Consider the following 20,224-nt stretch of genomic DNA (forward strand, 5'->3'; position numbering starts at 1 on the left):
ATACCGTTAGTCAGGTGTGCAAACTGATTGATAGCGAAACTACCAGTGTGAATAGATAATTATGCGAGCGGGCTGTATAGACAGCGCGTCTCGGTCATTAGTGACACCGGTCACGATTCGACGGATAACAACTTCTTATTGCCAAAGCAGACCCTGTTTCAGAATTGTAATTACGATCTCTTTGAACCCATCATACCCGCTCCACCCGAGTTCATCATGAGCGTCCTTGTTCGCTGCAACGACTTCCAAGAGAGACAACAGCTCGATAACCGCCTCTGGGCGAATCTCTGTGATGTATCCATCACTTCGCTTCTGAATATCTGCAATCAAGGGAGTCATCCGATTCGAGATGTCGTCTAGCAGCTCGGCGAAGTCCTGTCCATTCGCGGCCTGCACGATCTGCTGTGGATTACGATGACTTCGCAGAAGCAAGGAACGCTGTTCGAACTCGGCTACCCATCTCCGGAATAACCGGTCGAGCTGGTCGTCGGAATCCGTGAGCCCTTCTAGCTCGGCCTCAACCGCGTCAATCAATTCGTTCTGTTCGCGGAGGAGTACCCGAATGTATAGACCCGATTTACTGTCAAAAAACTGGTAGAATGTCCCCTCACCGATCCCAACTCGTTCCGTGATGTCTTGCATCGTCGTCTTCTGAAACCCATATCTGGTGAAAAGGTCACGCCCGGTCTCCACGAGCCGTTCCTCTATCTCACGTCGCTCTTCGTCACTGAAACCGCTCATATCGATCCGTCGCTCTGTAGAGTAAAGAGCGTATTGCTCATCACTCATGAGCGAAAGAGTGAATTACTCATACGCTCAAGACACAGGTATGCAACGACAAGAGCACTGTGAGAGAATGGTCAATCCCTCGGGGACCTCCCCTGTAGCACATAGCTACGAGTCGCTTGTGGACGAATGAGTGTGATTCGTGCGGAAGGCCTCGAATACACATACCACGGCAGCGACCACCAAGCACTGAAAGGACTGGATTTCGAGGTTCAGCCTGGCGAAGTGTTCGGATTTCTCGGTCCAAGCGGAGCCGGAAAGACCACGACGCAGAAAATCCTGACTGGACTCCTCGACGATTACGAGGGAGGTGCAACAGTCTTGGACCGGTCGGTGGTCAAGTGGGGATCCGACCTGTATCGCCACATCGGTGTCTCTCCGGAAACGCCGACTCTCTACCAGAAACTCACCGGACGCGAGAACCTCGAGCTGTTCGGGTCTCTGTACGGGGGACACAAACGAGACCCCCTCGAACTGCTCGATACTGTCGGTATCGCCGACGCAGTTGACCGTCGCGTCGGCACCTACTCGAAAGGGATGCAGATGCGCCTGAACTTTGTCCGATCGCTACTGCACGACCCAGAGCTCGTGTTTCTCGATGAACCAACGGGTGGCATCGATCCGAGCAGCGCCCGGGATGTGATGAGCGTCATCGAATCCCTCCGTGACAACGGAACGACGGTCTTTCTCACGACCCACGACATGACCGTCGCAGACCGACTCTGCGACCGCGTCGCGTTCATCGTGAACGGTGCGCTCCCGGTCGTCGATACGCCGCGCCAGCTGAAGATTGCACATGGTCAGCAACGTGTCCGTGTCGAATACCGGGAGGAGGGCGGGCTCCTCTCTCAGGAGTTCCCGCTTGATGACCTCGGGACGAACGATGCGTTCCAAGACCTTCTTGCGCGCAATGAGGTTGAGACGATTCACTCCGAAGAGGCGACCCTGGCCGATGTGTTCATCGAGATAACTGGTGAAACACTCCAATGAGGTCCAATCAAAGCGCAAGACAGGATGATGCTCACCAGGAGCGGTCGGCGGTCCATCCGGTCGTCGAGATGCTCAAATGGGATATTCGCCTTCAGTTTCGATATGGAATCATCCCTGTCTATGTGGTACTCACGAGCCTGTTAGTGCTGGGACTCCAGCTCGCCGGGCAGGACATTAACCCGGATATAGTCATTTTACTTATCGCAACAGACCCGGCTGTGCTCGGATTTTACTTTATCGCCGTGCTGGTGCTATACGAGAAGACAGAAGGAGTCCTCCAAGCGCTCGTCGTCTCACCGCTCGACGCCACCGGCTATCTCTTTTCGAAGGCCGCTTCGCTCTCTACCCTTGCCGTCAGTGCATCGTTCGCTGTCGCGGTCTCCGAATTTGGACTCTCGCCCCGAATCGCGGTCCTCTTGTTCGGAGTTCTTCTTTCCTCGTTGCTTATCGTTTTTCTTGGGTTCGTTGCCGTCTCTCGCTTCGATTCGATAAACGAGTATTTCCTGAGCGCCGCTGTCTGGGGTACTATCCTCTTCTCACCGATTCTTGGATACCTAGGCTTATTCAATACGCCCGCATTCTACCTCCTCCCGTTTCAACCGCTCCTCATCACTATCGAGGCGGGCGTCCGTTCCGTCTCGTTGTGGAAGGTCATTTACGCGTTCGCATATCTAGTAGTGGGAACGACTCTCACGTTTTTGTGGGCCCGTCGGTCGTTCGACCGTGACATTCTTCGGCAGGGTGACCCTGGGCGGAAACTCGGGCACGGATCGACTCAATCGACTGGAACGGATCGATGGATGCCCATGCCGCAGTCTCCGTGGGTCGGTCTGCTCGTGACGGACGCCAAAAACTGGCTCCGTGATCCGATGTTAGCGTTTGCAGCGGCGGGTCCGTTGCTCCTCGCGGGAGTCATCCGAGTGATTGCCCCGGTCATCACTACGAGACTCGCCGGAATCGTTGATCTAACCGTGTACTATCCGGTGATCGCGGGCTCGATGGCGGTGTTCGGGCCGGGGATTTTCGGCTTCATCGTCGGGATGCTCATCTTAGAAGACCGCGATACCGATATCCTCACTGCGTACCGAACATCCCCACTCTCACTAAACGGATATCTGCTCTACCGAGGCAGTACCACGTTCTTCTTCTCGTTTCTCTCCACGCTTCCGGCGTTGCTCGTCGTCGGTCTCGTACAGTCATCGGCACCGATCCTTCTCGGGACGGTGGTTCTAGGCGCCCTGAGTGGACCCGTCATCGGCTTAGTATTGGGGCTGGTGGCTTCGAACTCGATAGAGGGTATCGCGCTCAGTAAATTCATGAATATCGTTCTCCTCGGGCCAGCACTGGTCATTGCAGTGGTCCCTGAACCGCTTCAATTCCTTGCGGGCATCCTCCCGATGTACTGGCCGGTGAAAATGTATGTTGCAGGAGTGACTGGGCAGTCAAATACGTTCGCCTTGTTTGTGATCGGAATCGGTGTACATCTGATAGCGCTTGTCAGCGTCGCCAAACTCGTAGTGCCGAAGACGATCACGAGACGGTAGAACACTGACTCGAGCGAGCAATCGTACGTTCTCTACTGACTACACGCTCTGTCTCTGGCACGGCGCTTCTGACGAGAACCAGGGATGTCACAACGTGGTTCTCTTCATCGTTCATCGTTACTCACTGTTCAAAGTGTCTTATCGATGTTGTGAGTGAGACAGCCGACAACGAGTTCACGGAACTGCTTCCACCAGTGTCGTGAGCGCACGAATGCGCCATATTTCCGTTTGAGCCGAGAGTTCACCGTCTCGTTCTGACTCCGTTGGCCGTAGAGGTCGGTGTCCAGCCGAGCATTCCACGCCTTGTGAAGTGCCGAGAACTCCCGATGTTTGATAAGCGGACGAAGATTCTCTTCACGAGCTAACGCCCGAATCTTTTGGTCGTCGTATCCCCTGTCGCCGAGGAGAATCGCTACGTCACCGGTGTTCCGCTTGATGAGCGACGGCGCGATCTTCGAGTCATGTTTTCTGGTCGTCGTTACGTGGAGATCAATGATTGCATTCGCTCACACTACCGGAGGTACCTGTAACTGCCTGAGGATTTCAACAGAGACAGATTCAACGAGTGAGAGCGTACCCAATCGACGAGCAATGTGACGTAACAGTGTCTCATCGAGTATTTTCTCGGTATCGTCGCTCATCGATTAGGCGGACGCTTGCGTGGTGTTGTCGTGGTTCTGCCGTGCCTGTTCGAGTTCTTCGATTCGCCGTCGAACGGTTTTCCACTCTTGCAGCTCCGACCAGACATCCTCGACATCAGCATAGTCTGCATGATCAAGTGCATCCACGTGGTCGGGGCTCTCGGCATCGTATTTTTCGCGGTAGCGCCGCTCTTTTTCGATCTCCGTTTTCAATCGCCGCTCGAGTTCCTCCATGGGGAGTCCGCCTAACCGATGAATCCGCCGCCATCGGAAGTAATCCTCGTCGCGGACGAATTCATCCGGCGTCTCGTTGGTCTGTACTAGCATTCCGATTTCCGTGAACCACTGCAGATAGTCTCGAGCGGTTTCCTTCGAGACATTTGCTCTCTCGGCAATCGCAGCAACTCGTGTTGGCTCATATAGCTGCAGGGCAGTGGTGTACACCCGATCTCGTGTCGATTCGTTTTCCCACGTCTCTTTCCATTCCTCGGCGAGACTTGGCGGCGTAGGTGGGGTATCGTCTGAGGTCATATCCTATTCTTTGTGCTACTACAGCATATATATTGCTTACGCTTAAAATATTGAGTAGTGAATGTGGGTTATCGATTCTCGCGATGTTACTGGCCGTCGCCCTCCTCGACGCGAATTGCACCACCACTGTACTGTTCAGGGTTACGTACCGTCTTCGAGCGTCAATAGCGCGGAATTCGACCGCCGCAATCCTCGCACACGAGCCACCACTTTGGCGTGGTGAAGCGTTCGCAGTGCTGGGAGTATTGAGGACGTCTGTCCACTGTGCGAACGTCGAGCCGTGATTCGCGTCGCCGAACTCATGGTACTGCCAGGCGTGAATGAGTTCGTGGCGGACGGTGGAACTGAATTGCTCCCACCCGTGGTGTTCGGAGGCCGTCCAGGTCAGCACAATCGTGATCGCCTCTGTTGCAGGGTCGTACTTGGTGACACCCGCCTGTCGTTGCGCTCGGTGTGAGACCTCCTAGTCGATCGTTTCGACCGGCAGGTCAGGGAAATGCTCGGCGGCGGCGTTCGTTGCGTGCTGTTTTGCTCGGTCGAGCAGAGCTGTCGGTGTCTCGGGGGTATCGTCGGTCGTTGTATCCGCGCTTTCCGTCAGCGTTCGCTGGTCAGTAATATCAGTGAATGTCAATTGGCGTGCCATGAATAAAAAAGACTGAAGCGGTGGATACAAGTCATCCAGTTTGCTAGTTTTGATTTGATGGCGCCCCAACAACTGTCTCTTCAGTGTTCCTGTACCCCGGCATACAAAACGTGGGCAAAGCCAGAAGGGGAAATACCCCCGTCTGCAGCAATTATTGAAGGACTCGCTGAAGTCGAAGACGCCAATCCATTAGAACTTGATCCGCTGCTTGAGCAGATTGACCTAGATGCTGTTGACCAACTGTTGGACCACTCTGACGGAGCCCAATCAGGACTCCTTAGTTACTCTCTTGGTCGCTGGAACGTGTTCGTTCGACAGGATGGACACATTCTCATCTGTGACTCTGACCGGCAAACAGATCCGTCGCCTATATTCGACTGAGTTAGCACGGAGAAACTCATGTTGATTCATATAGGGCATAGGTAGAGTAACATCGAGAGCGCTGCCTACCATACCAGGGTAAAAAGAGCTGTAGTGGTGGTTAGTTCGGCAGTTCTTTTCGTCCTGTTCTCACGCACGGCCAGCAGGGGAACCCGTTGAGGCCCTCACAGTCGCAGTTGTCTGGTTCGGTCTCGTCGTCGTCCTCCGATGGGAATGCGTCGAGCGTCCCGTCGTCGATTGCGTTTTCGATGGCGGCCATGTGTTTGCAGAAGGCATTGCGGTGGACGTGATGCGGACACGTGCAGGCCATCGCGTCTTCGGTCACGTCGTCGATGGAGACGGTGTACTGATGGTCTGCGGGGTTCTCGTGGCTCTCGGTGGTGACGTCGATGAGTCCGGGGGCATCGACGTCGAAGGCACATTGTTCGGCCTGTGCGCGTTTCTGTGCCGTCTCGTCAACTTCGAGAGCTGAGTTCGTTTGCGGAATACCGGTGCCACCTGAAGAGATTATCCCGCTTGACCACCGAAGACCTATATGCAGTGGTGTGATCAGCCAACGAGATCATCAGAGAGCGAGGGTGTGAGGGACCGGAACCGAAGCTCGAAGGGGAGAGTGGCGTGACCGACGACCGCCTCCCGGCCGAACACCTCTCGCCACTCGCCACGCTCGTCGACGAGGTACTCGCGGGCGTCGGCTACGAGGTGGCGGCTGCCACCGACGCCATCGACGACGCTGTCCCCGGTTACGGCGGTCTCTTCGACCCCGCGACCACCCCGGCCGAGTTGCGTCAGGCGCTCGAAAGCCTGCTGACGTCGGGTCTCACCCGGCCACCCGTCCCCGAGCCGACGAGCGACACACTCGTCCTCTACGTTGACGGCAGTTCACGCGGCAACCCCGGCCCCGCAGGTGCCGGCGCTGTCATCATGGACGCTGCCGGGGAGGAGCTCGCCCGTCTCGGTCGACCTGTCGGCTCCCAGACGGGGAACAACACCGCCGAGTATGTCGCCCTCCAGCTCGGGCTCTCCGAACTGTTGGTTCGCTACGAGCCACGCAGGCTGCAAGTGCGCATCGATTCGATGACGCTCATCCGAGATGTCTGGGGCGGCGATGACCCGACGGAACCGGGCGTCGAGACGTACAGCGAGGCCATTACGGTGGCACTGTCGAACATCCCGGAACATCAGTACACACATCTGGCCGACAGCGACCCGAACCCCGCCGACGCACTGGCGACAGTGGGAGCCGATATCGCGGCCTTCGGACCTGGGTAGACGAAGATTTTTGTCTGTCTAGATGAACCTCAAAGCGAATGGCGAACGGGAGGCGCAAAGACGAATGGGAGGACCCGCCAACGGGGTTCGTCGCCGAGGCGAACATCACCGAGCGCGACACAGACGCGTTCCGCGAGGCTGGCTGGCCAGCGTGCTGGGAGGCCGCCGCCGACCTGTTAGAGTGGGACCGTCCATACGACGACGTGATGGATGACGACGGGACGACATGCTGGTTTCCCGGTGGGCGACTCAACGCGGCGTCCAACTGCGTGGACCGCCACGTAGCGGCCGATCGCGGCGACGAGACCGCGATTATCTGGGAAGGCAAACTCGAAGAGACTCGCACCTACACCTACCGGGAACTCTACGCAGAAGTGAACGCGTTCGCGGCCGCCCTGCGTGACCTGGGTGTCGGCGAAGACGACGTCGTCACTATCTATCTACCCATGGTGCCGGAACTCCCGATAGCGATGCTGGCATGTGCGCGCATCGGTGCACCGCACAGTGTTGTGTTCGCGGGGTTCTCCGCGGACGCACTCGCTACACGCATGAGCGGTGCGGACTCGGAATATCTCGTCACCTGCGACGGCTACTATCGCCGCGGCACCGCACTGGACTTGAAGCACATGGCCGACAACGCCTGTCTCTCTGTCGAACAGTCGGTCGAGCGAGTCATCGTCAACCGTCTTCACGACGATATCCCGGCTGGCGACCACCACGCCTTCGACGATCTCGTGGCCGACCACGCGGGGACCGAAATCGCCCCTGTCGAGCGCGACGTAGACGACCTCCTCTTTCTTATCTATACGTCCGGCACGACCGGCGAACCGACGCTGGTGCGGCATACGACCGGCGGGTATCTCGCGCACGTGGCGTGGACGAGTCACGCCGTGTTCGACCTCACGCCGGATGACGTTCACTGGTGTTCCGCTGACGTGGGGTGGATTACGGGCCACTCCTACACGGTCTACGGCCCGCTTTCGATTGGCGCGACGACCGTCCTGTACGAGGGGACGCCGGACCATCCGGAGAAAGACCGCCTTTGGGAGGTCATCGACCGCAACGATGTCAATGTCTTCTACACGGCACCGACCTCGATACGGGCGTTCATGAAGTGGGGCAGCGAGTACCCCGATAGACACGACCTCTCGTCGCTCCGTCTGCTCGGCAGTGTCGGCGAACCAATCGACGAGACGACGTGGCAGTGGTATCGTGAACACGTTGGCGGTGGCGAGTGCCCGGTTGTGGACACGTGGTGGCAGACCGAGACCGGCGGGGTTGTCCTCTCGACGCTCCCCGGTGTCGATTCGATGCAGCCTGGTGCGGTCGGTCGGAGTCTCCCCGGTGTCGAGGCCGCAGTCGTGGACGGACTCGGTAAGACGGTCGATTCGGGGTCGGCCGGAGAACTCGTCCTGACGCAGCCGTGGCCGGGCATGGCGAAATCGCTCTGCGAGCAGACCGACTGGGGCGGTCGCCGAACGCGAACCGCGGATGGCGACTGGCGATACGAGACTGGCGACAAAGCGGTTCGTGACGGGGATGGCTACCTCCATCTGCGCGGGCGGGCCGACGACGTGTTCAACGTCTCCGGTCACCGATTGAGCAGTACGGAAATCGAGTCGGCGATCGTCGGCGTCGAAGGTGTGGCCGAGGCGGCCGTCGTCGGTCGGTCGGACACCGTGAAAGGGATGGCAGTCCACGCATTCGTCAGTCCGGAGTCGAACGTCGCAGGCGACGACGCACTCGGAGACCGAATCGAGAGAGCGGTCGAGTCGGCGATTGGCGCTATCGCGGTCCCGCATACGGTCACGTTCGCGCCGTCGCTTCCGAAGACGCGGTCGGGGAAGGTTGTGCGGCGGTATCTCGAAGCAATCGCGAACGGCGAGGACCTCGGCGATACGAGTGCGCTCCGCAATCCGGAAATCGTCGGCGAACTCGAATCGCTCCTCGACCAGTAGCACTCCATTTCGGGCTTTCGGATAAACACGAAATAATTCTCTCCGTCGTTCACACACTGTTCGATACGGTTAGCGGATGACCACACAGAATGCCGCCATGGATTCCTAATATTTATTCATGTGTCTCAGAAAACCTGAAACAGAATGGCGCGCGATGGAGACGACGAGTTTCTGACGACAACCGAGTACGAACGTCTCCGTCGCGCCACCGAAACCTACCGCGAGGACCTCATCGTGGCGCTCGCCGGACGCGTCGGTCTCCGGCCCTCCGAACTGACGCGGATTCGGCCGGCCGACCTCTGCGACCACGACCACGACGGCGACCGATTTTTCTTCCTCACCGTGCCCGAAGGCGACGACGAGACTCGCGAGGCATACGTGCCGCGAGCAATCGCCCACGACCTCCAAAAGTACCGCGCTGCGAACGATATCGACACAGGAGACCCGTTCATCGCCGTCTCACAGCGTCGCGTCCAGATGATCGTCAGCGACGTCGCCGATCGAGTCGATGGTCCCTGCGACGTGACTTGCCGCGACTTACGCAAGCATTTCGCGTGGCGTCACCTCGTTGAGGAGCACGTAGATCCACGTGTCGTACAGTCCGTCGGCGGTTGGAAGCGTCTCGACAGCCTCACACAGTACTATCCCACGCCGACGACGGCGACGATTATCGACGCCTTCACCACTCAACCACCGACTCGGAGCGGTCACAGGCGCGGCCGTCCCGGTCGTCCTGACTCCCGGATTCCGGCACCGGAATCGCGACGCACTGACCGCCTCGCGTGCATGGAAGCACTCGGCCGAGCACTCACAGAAGCGTCTACCGATGAGGACGTACGCGCCGCCGCCTGTGACCAGCTCGCGGACCTGTACCGTGGCGTCTGGCTCTGTGACGAACGAGGCGCTACACGGGCGAGTGTCACGCCGCCGCGAACTACCGACGACCACGCCGAAAACGGCAACAGCAAACGTGACACCGACAGTGCTACCGACAACGATGACGAGAGCGACGTTCCGGGTGCGATTCTCGACGCGACGGACGCACTCGACGGAGCGGAATCAGGTGCCGTTACGGTCGTGGATGCATCGTCGGTCGCTGCGGATATCGGTGGCGTGCTCTCTGGGTGTTCGTTCGCCGTTGCGCCGCTGGAATCGAGTGAGACCGTTCACGGTGTTGTTTGTGTGGCCGGTGACTCGTTTCGGTCGGCAGACCGGACGCTCCTCGCGGACGCCGGTCGGCGCATCGGACTGACATTGACGTCTATCGAGCGCAAGCGATTGCTCTTGACAGATACGGGTGTCGCGCTCTCGTTGCGGAGTACGGACAGTAGCGTCTTTCTCGTCGCCGCGTCTGCCGAACTCGATTGTCAATTCTCGCTCGACGGTGTGGTCCCCATCGAAGAGCACTCGCTGCTGTATTTCGTGACTGCCAGTGGGGCTGCCGTCAGCGAGGTGCTCGATCGTGTGACCGACGCGGAAGCCGTCGAAGATGCACGGCTCATCCGCGACTACGGTGAGGATGCGCTCTTCGAGTTCACCGTCTCTGGCGAATCGCTCGCGACGATTTTGGTTGAGCGCGGTGGGAACGTCCGTGAACTTTCGGCGCAGTCCGGCGTGCTCGACGTGTCGGGGGTCTTCTCACAACACGCCGACGTTCGAAGCGTGGTCGAAGCAGTTGAGGATGTGTTTCCGGAGACGGACTTGCGTTCGAAGCGCGAGGTCGAGGTACCGACGCAGCGTGGTGTCCGTGTCCAGCAGTCGGTGCAGGACCGCTTGACGGAGCGCCAGCGAACGGTGTTGAGGGCTGCGTATCTCGCGGGATACTTCGAGTGGCCGCGTGGGAGTACGGCAGAAGAACTCGCGAATTCGATGGGTGTCTCCTCGCCAACGCTGCATAACCACCTCCGGAAGGCACAACAGAAACTCCTCGACAGCGTCTTCGAGGAGACCGATCCCGCGTTGGATGAGACTGAGTGACACTAAGTGTCTAGCCTTGCAGGTTCTGTCGGACGAACATACTCCGGCTAGATCTGGTAGTTGTTGGTGGAAACTTTCGGTACAGGGCTCTCAGCGCAAGATTCGAGCGGATTGGTATAGTTAGCTCCATCACTTATATAATAAGGTGCGGGTTGTGAACTTGGCACATGAGCGACGAAGACGGCGTACAGTTGGAAGCGAGACTCGAAGAACAAGAAGCGTTCGACCCGCCAGAGGAGTTCGTCGAACAGGCGAACGTCTCCGAGAAGTCGATCTACGAGGAGTTCGAAGAGAACTGGCCAGAGTGCTGGGAGCAAGCGGCGGACCTGCTCGACTGGGAGGAGAGCTACGACGAGGTCTTAGATGCGTCGAATCCGCCATTTTATGAATGGTTCACCGACGGAAAGCTGAACGCCTCGGCGAACTGCTTGGACCGCCACCTCGATGAGCGCGGCGACGAGGCCGCCATCGAGTGGGTCGGCGAACCACTCGAGGAAGGAAACCGCACGTACACCTACGAGGACCTGCATCGGGAGGTCAACGAGTTCGCGGCTGCGCTTCGGGAGATGGGCGTCGGCGAGGACGATATCGTGACGATGTACATGCCGATGATTCCGGAACTCCCGATAGCGATGCTCGCCTGCGCCAGAATCGGCGCACCCCATAGCGTGGTGTTCGCCGGATTCTCGGCAGACGCACTGGCGACTCGGATGAACGCGGCTGACTCGGAGTACCTCGTGACCTGCGACGGCTACTACCGTCGCGGCGACCCGCTCGACCACCTCGAGAAAACCAACGACGGCCTCGCGGGCGTCGAGCACTTCGTATCCGATGCTGTGGTCGTAGAGCGCCTCCGCGACGGTGACGGCTTCGGCCACGACCTCGCAGACGATCAACGCACGTACGCCGACCTCGTCGCCGAACAAGCGGGCGAGACGGTCGAACCAGTTGAGCGGGACGCCGAGGACATGCTGTTCCTGATGTATACGTCGGGCACCACCGGGCAGCCGAAGGGTGTCAAGCACACGACCGGTGGGTATCTGTCGTGGGCGGCGTGGACCAGTCAAGCAGTGCTAGATATCGAACCAGAAGACACGTACTTCTGTTCGGCAGACATCGGCTGGATTACGGGTCACTCCTACATCGTCTACGGGCCGCTCGCACTCGGCACCACGACGATGATGTACGAGGGCACGCCAGATTATCCCGAGCGCGACCGCCTCTGGGAAATCGTCGAGGAGTACGAGGCGAACCAGTTGTATACCGCTCCCACAGCGATTCGAGCGTTCATGAAGTGGGGGAGTGAGTATCCCGACCGACACGACCTTTCCTCGCTCCGACTGCTGGGGACGGTCGGTGAGCCGATCAACCCGCGGGCATGGAAGTGGTACTACAAACATATCGGCGGCGAATCTTGTCCGATTGTAGATACTTGGTGGCAGACTGAAACCGGCGGCATGATGGTCACGACGCTTCCCGGCGTCGGCACGATGAAACCCGGAAGCGCCGGGCCGTCGCTCCCCGGTGTAGATGCACAAATCGTAGACACCGACGGTACGCAGGTCGACGCAGGGCGTGCGGGCTACCTCACGGTGCAAAAGCCGTGGCCGGGGATGCTGCGAACCTTATACAAGAACGACGAGCGCTACATCGACGAATACTGGCGCGAGTACTCCGACACCGATAGCGACGACATGGAAGACTGGGTGTACTTCCCAGAAGACGGCGCGAAGATAGACGACGACGGCTACATCACGGTATTAGGTCGCGTGGACGACGTTATCAACGTCTCCGGGCACCGCCTCGGGACGATGGAAATCGAGTCGGCGATCGTCGGCGTCGAGGGCGTCGCGGAGGCCGCCGTCGTCGGCGGCGACCACGAGGTGAAAGGCGAAGCCGTCTACGCCTACGTCATCACCGAAGAGGGATACGAAGGAGGCGACGGACTCCGGTTGCGCATCGTTGGCGGCATCGAAGACGCCATCGGGCCGATCGCGCGCCCCGAATCGATTGTGTTCACGCCCGAACTCCCCAAAACTCGTTCTGGGAAGATTATGCGCCGCCTCTTGGAGGACATCGCCAACAACGATGAACTGGGCGACACCTCGACCCTGCGGAATCCCGACGTCGTCGAGGACATCGCGGCGTCAGTATCGGATGACTAAACGATTCGAACGAAAACGACGTTCGGAACACGACGATGATAGACGAGACCACACCATGACAGACGAGACCTCACGACATGACGAGCAACGTGCCGAAATAGAGACAGACGGCGGTATCGCTACCGACCGAGGAACCACCGACTACCTCGACGCCCGCGTCAACATCTTCAAGCCATCGACCCCGTTCATGCGGGACCACCTGAAGATCGTGTGGACGATGTTCGCAGCGTGGGTGCTCGTTGTCTTCGCCCCTGTGACGGCAACGTATCTCGCGCCAGACCTCATGACGAGCATCACCGTATTCGGCTTTCCGTTACACTACTTCCTGACCGCGACGGGGTCCCCGCTCGGTGCACTCATCCTCTCGTTCGTCTACGCGCGCAAGCGTGACCAACTGGACGAGAAGTATGGTATCGAACACTCGACGACCCAAACTGCGAGCGACGCCGAGGCAGTCGCCTCCGACGGAGGGACCGAACAATGATGCTGACGCCGTTCACCCTGCTCCCGGACGCACTGAACGCCTCGTTCAAAATCATCCCCGCCATCATGGTCACGGGGATGTTGCTGTTGTTCCTCGGAATCGGATACGCCTTCCGCGTGACCGATACCGACGACCTCTGGGTTGCCGGTCGCTCCATCGGGAACGTCGAGAACGGTATGGCTATCGGCGCCAACTGGATGTCCGCAGCGTCATACCTCGGGATGGCCGCGCTCATCGCGCTGTCGGGCTACTACGGACTCGCGTTCGTCATCGGCTGGTCGACGGGCTACTTCGTGTTGCTCATCTTCATGGCCGCCCAGATGCGCCGGTTCGGCAAGTACACCGCGCCGGACTTCGTCGGCGACCGATTCAACTCCGACACCGCGCGCGCCATCGGCGCGCTGACGACGATTCTCATCGGCTTCGTCTACTCGGTCGGCCAAGCCCGCGGCATGGGACTCGTCGGCATCTACGTCTTCGGTGGCGACTACACCACGATGGTCGTCTTGATGATGGGTATCACCGTCGGCTACCTCGCGCTGTCGGGGATGCTCGGCGCGACGAAGAACATGGCCGTCCAGTACGTTATTCTCATCGTCGCGTTCCTCGCGGGCCTCTACGTCGTTGGCTACACGCAGGGCTACTCGACGTTCCTGCCGCAAATCGAGTACGGCGCGATGCTGAATTCGCTCAACTCTGAGTTCACGGAACCGTTCAGCAGCGGTAGTTACTACCTCTGGATTGCGACCGCGTTCTCGCTCATCGTCGGTACCTGTGGACTACCCCACGTGCTGGTCCGCTTCTACACCGTCGAGAGCGAGCGAACGGCCCGCTGGTCCACCGTCTGGGGGCTGTTCTTCATCTGCCTGCTCTATCTGAGCGCCCCCGCGTTCGCGGCGTTCGGCACCGACCTCTACGCCAAGTCGGTCGGCCCTGTCTACGGCGCCAGCGGCATGAGCGGCGCGGAAGGCGACGTCATCGTCGTCCTCGCGTCGCAACTCGCGAACCTCCCGACGTGGTTCGTCGGTCTCGTCGCCGCAGGCGGTATCGCCGCCGCCATCGCGACGACCGCAGGCCTGTTCATCGCCGCCTCGTCGGCGGCCGCCCACGACATCTACACGAACATCATCAACCCCGACGCGACACAGCGCCAACAACTCATCATTGGCCGTCTCACCATTATCGCCCTCGGTGCTATCGTGACCGTCACGGCGCTCAACCCACCGGCACTAGTCGGTGAACTGGTCGCACTCGCGTTCTCGCTCGCCGGACTCGTATTGTTCCCGATGTTCTTCCTCGGCCTCTGGTGGGAGAACGCCAATCGACAGGGCGCGCTCGCCGGAATGACGACCGGACTCCTCATCTGGACTGCCGCGGTGTTCAACGAACTCATCTTCGCCACCGACGCGGGCCCAGTCGTGCCCCTCTACGCCGACGTCTTCCCGGCGGTCGGTGCTGCGCTCGCTGGAACGCCCATTGTGTTCGCCGTCACCATCGCGGTCTCACTGGTAACCGACGAGCCACCAGAACGCATCAAACGCATCGTTCGGCAGTGTCACAGCCCCGAACCGATGGGGCAACAACAGAGTGCCGAAGACGTGGTTTTGGCCTCCAACGGTCCGGTTTCGGGGGACGACTGAATGTACGAACGCATCCTCATTCCCACGGACGGCAGCGACACGGCAGAACGAGCGGTCGACGAAGCACTCGCCATCGCGGAGAAATTCGACGCCGCGGTCGAGACGCTGTACGTCGTGGATACAGATGCCGTGAACGTGACCCTCGGCACCGAGCAAGTCGACCGCATTCGTGCCGGTCGATTCGGCGAGATGGACGACCTCGAAGCACGCGCCCGCGACGCGACCCGATACGTTGCCGAGCGAGGCCGCGAACGCGGTATCGACGTTGCGGAACACTTCCGTGGCGGCCAACCCCACCGAGTTATCGCGAACGTCGCGAGCGACCACGACGTCGACCTCATCGTGATGGGAAGTCACGGCCGTAGCGGCATCGAGCGAATGCTACTCGGAAGCGTCACCGAGCGCGTGCTCCGGTCTACCCATCGGTCGGTATTGGTCGTGGACGAACGGGAGGCCGAGTAACGTGTCGCTCACCGGCACCGTTCTAGACCATGTCCGCGAGCATCGGTCCGGGATGGTCGTTGATCTCGCGTTCGCAGTAATCTGGGTTGCCGTCGTCTCGGCGTTGTTCGATGTGCTTTCGGCACCGACGTGGGCGTACCACGTGTCGCTGTTCGCAGGCGTCGTCGCGTACTTCGGATTCTTCGCGTCGCTGGAGAGTGCGCGAGACGCCCAGTGACCCAGTCTCGGTTTTCCAGGGAGTGAACGATTTAATCTTCATCTGACACGTCCGTTCTGACGGCTACGCTTCGCCAAATGCGTCTTCGTAGCGCTCCAGACACGCCAGCTGTTCGTCGATGGCACAGTCGCTCGCAGTCGGTCACCGTCTGCGTAGACAGTTCACTGGCTGCAACGGTCAGGGTACACGCCGAAGAAACGTCCTTCTGTCTGACTGGCTACCTGTATCGAATCTCTGTCCTGTCGTGAAGTTCTTGCAGTCAGTGCTGAATGAGGAGCTGGTACTTCGTGTATAGATACGTGGTCACATTCAGTCCGGATACTTCAAGCGAAATGACGTACGATTACGCCAGCGTTGAGGCCGAGTTGTTTGATCGATCGCTTGAAACGGGTCGCGGTCGGTGGGTACTACCTCTCCCTCTGTAGAAGAATGTCATTCATTGGACACTAGGACGAAGTGATTGGAATCGATCGGTATGCACGTCAATCGCGGTCAGTAGAGAGAAAGCGAGTGATGACGATATCCTTTGGGTGATTCGCGAATCCGAGTTCCCAGCAGTGACCGCACGGTGGGTTGCGGATATGGTCGAAATGGAACGGCGACCAGTGCATCAACGGCTCGAGGAGTTGCATGAGCAGGGTGATTTGGAACGGGGAAACTGAGTCCACGGGTGGTTATCTGGTGGATTCCAATGGGAGAGTAACCCCTCGAACACAATATCAATATCAATATCATTGGTGCGACAATCGCATTGTATCTCGTTCAGACCCCGATTCGCCGTGTCCTTTCTCGGTAGAGATTTTGGTTCTACTCTCCGTCTACATACTTCTGAAGTGAGTAGGTCACTGATTCAGAATCTGGAATCGGTCCGAGTCGGCATCGAAATGGCACTGGCCATGGGAACCCTCGATGAAGCGTGAGGACATCCTCATTGTATTCGACCGAGCGTAGCTGCTGGCGTGGAATAAATCGGGTAGCGAGTGTGCCACTCCGCTTTACGAGGAGGCCGCTCTCAACCAGTGTAAAGTGCTTGGTTTTTCCGACGATTACTGCATTAGCAAGGAGAACGCCGCCAATCGAGGCGAACAATCCCTGAGCGGGTTCTATTGAAATAGGGAGCATGAGTCCACTCGCAAGGAAGACAAGACCACTCACAAACGAGAGTATTCGAACGAAACGGAGATACCGTGTATCGGCTCGTCCGAACCACTCTGCGAGCACGTCTTCATTTTGCTGGAGGATTACAGCATAGCAATTCATCGTTGTACCATAGAGGATGACCCCCACGATTGCGAGGACCAGAGCTTCATCGGTCAAATCTTGGAGCAGATTTGCATCCGGGATGATTCCGGAAGTAGTGCCAATATCGGTGATCAGGAGAAACAACAGTGGTCCGAGTGAGACCGCAAGATAGAGACGAGTGCGAACGAGCAATTCAGTAAGATCATCACGAGCGGTTGCAAGTGCAACGCCAATCAAGAAGCCGATACAGGCTGTGGCGAGTGAGATACGCGAAAGATAGTGAGTGCTTGTAAGGAGTGCTACGACTATTAGGGCAAGAATGGCAGTATAAACCCCGAATGCAAGATCAAAGAGAGTACGCTGTACCGGACGCTGGAACATTTCTTTTTGATAGTCATTTGTATTTGATTAAAGTTCTTGTGTGGGAACTAGTTACGTGATATACCGGTCGATAGGAGACATGGAACCAATTACGATGGCGAGAGACAAGGAAAGGAGAAGGCCTTTGTTGGGTGCGTTTTGATTTCGGAGTGCCTTGGTAGCTCAGGCTGGCAGAGCAACTCCTTTGTAAGGAGTCGGTCGAGAGTTCAAATCTCTCCCGAGGCTTTTCAACGAGTTCTGGTTGCCTATAGTAGGTGAGAAGTTTCACCGTGGGTGTCTGAAGTTAGTATTGACTACTAACCAAACTCCATCTGAATTCTGATGCAAACGCGGTAGAAATGACTCGAGCAAGAAGCAATACTTCGCAATAATCTTCCTCGTGTCTAATTCTCTATCGTGGAGATTGTCTATTGCTCTCCTCGCAAATCACCCACCAGTTCGGCGAAGTGAACCCTTTACAGTACCGTGAGGTGTCGAACGTATCCGTCCATCGGGTTAACGTTGTGCCGTGATCTGCGTCGCCGAATTCGTAGTACTACCAGGAAGTTTTGTTGCAACCTTATTACTCCGCAATTGCTTTGAGTAGAATCGGCAAGAAACAGTTCAGCGGCGTAATCGTTACTACGCACAAATTATTTCAGGAGAGAATGTTTATCCGAAAATATCGATGGTAAGCCGTGAAAATTGGATAACAATCGCCTTTGTCATCGTAGCCCTCCCCGCAGCGTACGCTGCCAACATCTTACTGGAATCAAACGGCATCGCTCAAGATACGGCCTTCATGATCTCGTTTTTCGTACTGCTTGTTGTTGGCGTTGGTCTCCCAAGATTTGCAACGCGTAGTGGATGACCCCAGTCACGCACTATCAGTACTGGATGACATCAAGTAGTACTGTCTTTGTCGTCGGAATTACGTCGTATCTGTTAGTCGTGCATCCGCACTTTCCGTGAGCGGTCGCTGGTCAGAGATACTGAAGAAACTCAAGAGATCAACATCAAGGCCCATCCTTATAGTGCAGACAACAATGGAGGAGATGGCTTTTCACTCGTGAATCCATACGAGAGTCGTATGCACTTTGATCAACGGACACAAAACGCCCTTCGCGAAACAAGAGGACTCTCATCCGACCAGATACAGACAGTCGCCAACGCCGTTGTTGAGGCAACGCAGAAAGATGCCGAGCGTCTAGAGGCTTTCTTTGCTGATGTGGAGACAGTCTATTCTGACATGGATCAAGCGCACACAGCAAGTGAGTTTCCAGAGCATCGAATTCAGTACATCGACCTCTATACGCACGCCGATGAAATCCAGGGATACCTCCGGTTCGATACGTGGGGTGTCGCTGTCGAGGGAGGACGAATCTTAACTGAGGATCGGATTGAGCTGACACTTGGCTCATCAATCAACGATCGAGTGCGATTTGCTCGTGAGCGGGATCAGTTCTGAAGTAGGCGGTTTTTTCGAGATTACAGAGGTTTCTTACTCAATGGGTTCGATCGGCAAATCAGGGAAACACTCGGTCAGTGTTCGCTTGGCACCATCGGACAACGTTGTTTGGCGTGACAGAACTGAAAAAGAGGAGTGGGTTAGCAGCAGTCGGTGAGTGCGCCCTTCCGGGTGGCTTCCGCGCCACAGTTCGTACACGTCCAGTATGTATGATCGACATTGCCGTACTTGTCGTAGCCGGTGTACGGACCACTGATACGCTCGTCGTCCTCGGGGGGGAAGGCCTCAAGCGTCCCGTCGTCCGTCGCGGTTTCGACGGCGGCCATGTGTTTGCAAAAGGCGTTGCGGTGGACGTGGTGCGGACAGGTACAGGCCATCAGTTCCTCGGTTACGTCGTCGATGGAGACTGTATATTGGTGGTCTGCCGGGTTCTCGTGGCTCTCATTGGTGACTTCGATGAGTTCGGGCCTACTGCCTCATGTTGCACTAAGCAGAACTAAGAGAGTCTGGCAAGCGTATCGGATTTGTGTGCTGGCGTCTCGATTTCATAGAGACTCGGCCGCATCGCCCGAGCCAAAGAGTCGTCTTATTTGATATCAATAGGAATTTCGACAAGACAAAATAGATCGCCACATAGGGCTTAGAGCCACTCATCGGAGAGTTCGTTCGAATGAGTGTACATCAATTCGAGGAGTGGTTGAACTTCGGCAAAGTGTGGGGAGTTTCACATATATGACAAGAATGTCCTTTGAGAGTGTGCCACATCCTGCCAGCGCAACCAATACACCAGTCGTAACAAAATCAATGGTAGTAGCTGCCCGCAGAGTGACCTCGCGTATCTTCTGGAGGGGATTTTGGTAGAGAGCTGTGGAGTTCGAATATCCTCGTTGAGTGCCCCCCAAAAACTACGTTCGTACTTTTCACATGAGGGGTTTTATTGTTACTGACCATCATTTGTGAAAGGTGGGAAATAGGGGATAGACGTAAACCATAGTACAATGTCGCTATATGAGCAACAGCGGTATAATGGCTACTTTCCAAGCAGACAATATAAGAATTTTACTCTCCTTTCATTCGCTGTCGTTGGATTTTGGAGCTACTGGGCGTTTTCCCGTGGTATTGTCTTCGCAACGATGTATATCGTTATGTTCGGTTTCCTGGGACTTTTGTTCGTACTACTGTGGGAATGGTGACGGTCACGTTCGATCAAATAATAATCTGATTCATGACTGTGATCGAATTAGACGTCAAGGTACCTCCTCAAGAAGCACTCAATGCGCTCGCGACCGCACTCCCGGATGAGAGAGGATTTACGTACGAGCAAGCGTATACGATTCTGAAGAACGAAGAAGATCTTGAGCGTCCTGCTGCTGAGGACATCGTTGAACGGCTCTACATGAAGGGACATCTCTATGAGGTCGAGGGGAAGCTTCGACTCACTGATTACGAAGCTGAATAGTGAG

General features: G+C 57.3%; 19 protein-coding genes, 1 tRNA gene and 1 pseudogene. 13 read left to right on the forward strand and 8 right to left on the reverse strand.

The window, feature by feature from the left end; translation table 11 throughout:
* Positions 1–135: 135 nt before the first annotated feature.
* A complete protein-coding gene (locus OPC11_RS16615; protein WP_264782655.1) occupies positions 136–741 on the reverse strand; it encodes a TetR/AcrR family transcriptional regulator in 606 nt (201 codons plus the stop codon).
* A gap of 174 nt (positions 742–915) precedes the next feature.
* Between OPC11_RS16615 and OPC11_RS16620 the strand changes: the two genes are divergently transcribed.
* Together OPC11_RS16620 and OPC11_RS16625 are read left to right on the forward strand one after the other, a co-directional pair.
* Positions 916–1,776 (forward strand): ABC transporter ATP-binding protein, encoded by an 861-nt coding sequence (locus OPC11_RS16620; protein ID WP_264782656.1) that lies wholly within the window; start codon positions 916–918, stop codon positions 1,774–1,776.
* Complete coding sequence (locus tag OPC11_RS16625; protein WP_264782657.1) at positions 1,773–3,320, forward strand: ABC transporter permease; 1,548 nt, start codon at positions 1,773–1,775, stop codon at positions 3,318–3,320. Before OPC11_RS16620 ends, OPC11_RS16625 begins: the two co-directional genes overlap by 4 nt.
* A gap of 128 nt (positions 3,321–3,448) precedes the next feature.
* Here the strand turns inward: OPC11_RS16625 and OPC11_RS16630 are convergent.
* From OPC11_RS16630 to OPC11_RS16650, 5 genes and pseudogenes are all read right to left on the reverse strand, one after another.
* Positions 3,449–3,823: pseudogene (locus tag OPC11_RS16630) on the reverse strand (transposase); the annotation flags it as partial.
* A gap of 141 nt (positions 3,824–3,964) precedes the next feature.
* A complete protein-coding gene (locus tag OPC11_RS16635; RefSeq protein ID WP_264782658.1) occupies positions 3,965–4,492 on the reverse strand; it encodes an ArsR family transcriptional regulator in 528 nt (175 codons plus the stop codon).
* On the reverse strand, positions 4,377–4,892 hold the full coding sequence (locus OPC11_RS16640) for a SprT-like domain-containing protein (protein ID WP_264782736.1): 516 nt from the start codon (positions 4,890–4,892) through the stop codon (positions 4,377–4,379). The genes OPC11_RS16635 and OPC11_RS16640 overlap by 116 nt, the downstream gene beginning before the upstream one ends.
* Positions 4,893–4,955: 63 nt before the next feature.
* Positions 4,956–5,135: a hypothetical protein gene (locus OPC11_RS16645; RefSeq protein WP_264782659.1), complete on the reverse strand. Its 180-nt coding sequence runs from the start codon at positions 5,133–5,135 to the stop codon at positions 4,956–4,958.
* A 481-nt stretch (positions 5,136–5,616) separates the two neighbouring features.
* The gene (locus OPC11_RS16650) at positions 5,617–5,841 is read right to left on the reverse strand and encodes an SWIM zinc finger family protein (RefSeq protein ID WP_264782660.1); all 225 of its coding nucleotides are present in this window, start codon (positions 5,839–5,841) and stop codon (positions 5,617–5,619) included.
* A 293-nt stretch (positions 5,842–6,134) separates the two neighbouring features.
* Here OPC11_RS16650 and OPC11_RS16655 point away from each other — a divergent pair, with 293 nt between their 5' ends.
* The 8 genes from OPC11_RS16655 (at position 6,135) to OPC11_RS16690 (ending at position 15,691) form a co-directional block, all read left to right on the forward strand.
* Complete coding sequence (locus OPC11_RS16655) at positions 6,135–6,788, forward strand: ribonuclease HI family protein (RefSeq protein WP_264782661.1); 654 nt, start codon at positions 6,135–6,137, stop codon at positions 6,786–6,788.
* A gap of 38 nt (positions 6,789–6,826) precedes the next feature.
* Positions 6,827–8,746, forward strand: a complete 1,920-nt coding sequence (gene acs, locus OPC11_RS16660) for an acetate--CoA ligase (RefSeq protein WP_264782662.1) — start codon at positions 6,827–6,829, stop codon at positions 8,744–8,746.
* A gap of 144 nt (positions 8,747–8,890) precedes the next feature.
* Positions 8,891–10,723 (forward strand): bacterio-opsin activator domain-containing protein, encoded by a 1,833-nt coding sequence (locus OPC11_RS16665; protein ID WP_264782663.1) that lies wholly within the window; start codon positions 8,891–8,893, stop codon positions 10,721–10,723.
* Between the two features lie 167 nt (positions 10,724–10,890).
* Complete coding sequence (acs, locus tag OPC11_RS16670; RefSeq protein ID WP_264782664.1) at positions 10,891–12,888, forward strand: acetate--CoA ligase; 1,998 nt, start codon at positions 10,891–10,893, stop codon at positions 12,886–12,888.
* 55 nt (positions 12,889–12,943) lie between these two features.
* Positions 12,944–13,372, forward strand: coding sequence for a DUF4212 domain-containing protein (locus tag OPC11_RS16675; RefSeq protein ID WP_264782665.1), 429 nt, complete (start codon positions 12,944–12,946; stop codon positions 13,370–13,372).
* Entirely contained in the window at positions 13,369–15,012 is a 1,644-nt protein-coding gene (locus OPC11_RS16680; RefSeq protein ID WP_264782666.1) for a VC_2705 family sodium/solute symporter, read from the forward strand. The genes OPC11_RS16675 and OPC11_RS16680 overlap by 4 nt, the downstream gene beginning before the upstream one ends.
* Complete coding sequence (locus tag OPC11_RS16685; protein WP_264782667.1) at positions 15,013–15,474, forward strand: universal stress protein; 462 nt, start codon at positions 15,013–15,015, stop codon at positions 15,472–15,474.
* A 1-nt stretch (position 15,475) separates the two neighbouring features.
* Positions 15,476–15,691, forward strand: a complete 216-nt coding sequence (locus tag OPC11_RS16690; RefSeq protein ID WP_264782668.1) for a hypothetical protein — start codon at positions 15,476–15,478, stop codon at positions 15,689–15,691.
* Positions 15,692–16,498: 807 nt separating this feature from the next.
* On the opposite strand, the gene OPC11_RS16695 is transcribed toward OPC11_RS16690, so the two are convergent.
* Entirely contained in the window at positions 16,499–17,314 is an 816-nt protein-coding gene (locus OPC11_RS16695) for a hypothetical protein (protein WP_264782669.1), read from the reverse strand.
* A gap of 151 nt (positions 17,315–17,465) precedes the next feature.
* On the opposite strand from OPC11_RS16695, the gene OPC11_RS16700 reads away from it, so the two are divergent.
* Together OPC11_RS16700 and OPC11_RS16705 are read left to right on the forward strand one after the other, a co-directional pair.
* Positions 17,466–17,539: transfer RNA gene (locus OPC11_RS16700), tRNA-Thr, on the forward strand.
* 844 nt (positions 17,540–18,383) lie between these two features.
* Entirely contained in the window at positions 18,384–18,761 is a 378-nt protein-coding gene (locus OPC11_RS16705) for a hypothetical protein (RefSeq protein ID WP_264782670.1), read from the forward strand.
* Positions 18,762–18,901: 140 nt separating this feature from the next.
* Here the strand turns inward: OPC11_RS16705 and OPC11_RS16710 are convergent, their stop codons facing one another.
* Positions 18,902–19,138 (reverse strand): hypothetical protein, encoded by a 237-nt coding sequence (locus OPC11_RS16710; protein ID WP_264782671.1) that lies wholly within the window; start codon positions 19,136–19,138, stop codon positions 18,902–18,904.
* An 848-nt stretch (positions 19,139–19,986) separates the two neighbouring features.
* Here OPC11_RS16710 and OPC11_RS16715 point away from each other — a divergent pair.
* A complete protein-coding gene (locus tag OPC11_RS16715; protein ID WP_007981401.1) occupies positions 19,987–20,220 on the forward strand; it encodes a hypothetical protein in 234 nt (77 codons plus the stop codon).
* The last annotated feature ends 4 nt before the right edge of the window (positions 20,221–20,224 follow it).

Source organism: Haladaptatus sp. T7 (assembly GCF_026008575.1).
Classification (GTDB): Archaea; Halobacteriota; Halobacteria; order Halobacteriales; family Haladaptataceae; genus Haladaptatus; species Haladaptatus paucihalophilus.

Bases quoted from the DNA above. Each gene is read 5' to 3' on its own strand.
- OPC11_RS16695 (WP_264782669.1), bottom strand. From the start codon at position 17,314: ATGTTCCAGCGTCCGGTACAGCGTACTCTCTTTGATCTTGCATTCGGG.
- OPC11_RS16680 (WP_264782666.1), top strand. From the start codon at position 13,369: ATGATGCTGACGCCGTTCACCCTGCTCCCGGACGCACTGAACGCCTCG.
- OPC11_RS16620 (WP_264782656.1), top strand. From the start codon at position 916: ATGAGTGTGATTCGTGCGGAAGGCCTCGAATACACATACCACGGCAGC.
- OPC11_RS16685 (WP_264782667.1), top strand. From the start codon at position 15,013: ATGTACGAACGCATCCTCATTCCCACGGACGGCAGCGACACGGCAGAA.
- OPC11_RS16675 (WP_264782665.1), top strand. From the start codon at position 12,944: ATGACAGACGAGACCTCACGACATGACGAGCAACGTGCCGAAATAGAG.
- OPC11_RS16615 (WP_264782655.1), bottom strand. From the start codon at position 741: ATGAGCGGTTTCAGTGACGAAGAGCGACGTGAGATAGAGGAACGGCTC.
- OPC11_RS16635 (WP_264782658.1), bottom strand. From the start codon at position 4,492: ATGACCTCAGACGATACCCCACCTACGCCGCCAAGTCTCGCCGAGGAA.
- OPC11_RS16710 (WP_264782671.1), bottom strand. From the start codon at position 19,138: ATGGCCTGTACCTGTCCGCACCACGTCCACCGCAACGCCTTTTGCAAA.
- OPC11_RS16705 (WP_264782670.1), top strand. From the start codon at position 18,384: ATGCACTTTGATCAACGGACACAAAACGCCCTTCGCGAAACAAGAGGA.
- acs (WP_264782664.1), top strand. From the start codon at position 10,891: ATGAGCGACGAAGACGGCGTACAGTTGGAAGCGAGACTCGAAGAACAA.
- OPC11_RS16625 (WP_264782657.1), top strand. From the start codon at position 1,773: ATGAGGTCCAATCAAAGCGCAAGACAGGATGATGCTCACCAGGAGCGG.
- OPC11_RS16645 (WP_264782659.1), bottom strand. From the start codon at position 5,135: ATGGCACGCCAATTGACATTCACTGATATTACTGACCAGCGAACGCTG.
- OPC11_RS16715 (WP_007981401.1), top strand. From the start codon at position 19,987: ATGACTGTGATCGAATTAGACGTCAAGGTACCTCCTCAAGAAGCACTC.
- OPC11_RS16665 (WP_264782663.1), top strand. From the start codon at position 8,891: ATGGCGCGCGATGGAGACGACGAGTTTCTGACGACAACCGAGTACGAA.
- acs (WP_264782662.1), top strand. From the start codon at position 6,827: ATGGCGAACGGGAGGCGCAAAGACGAATGGGAGGACCCGCCAACGGGG.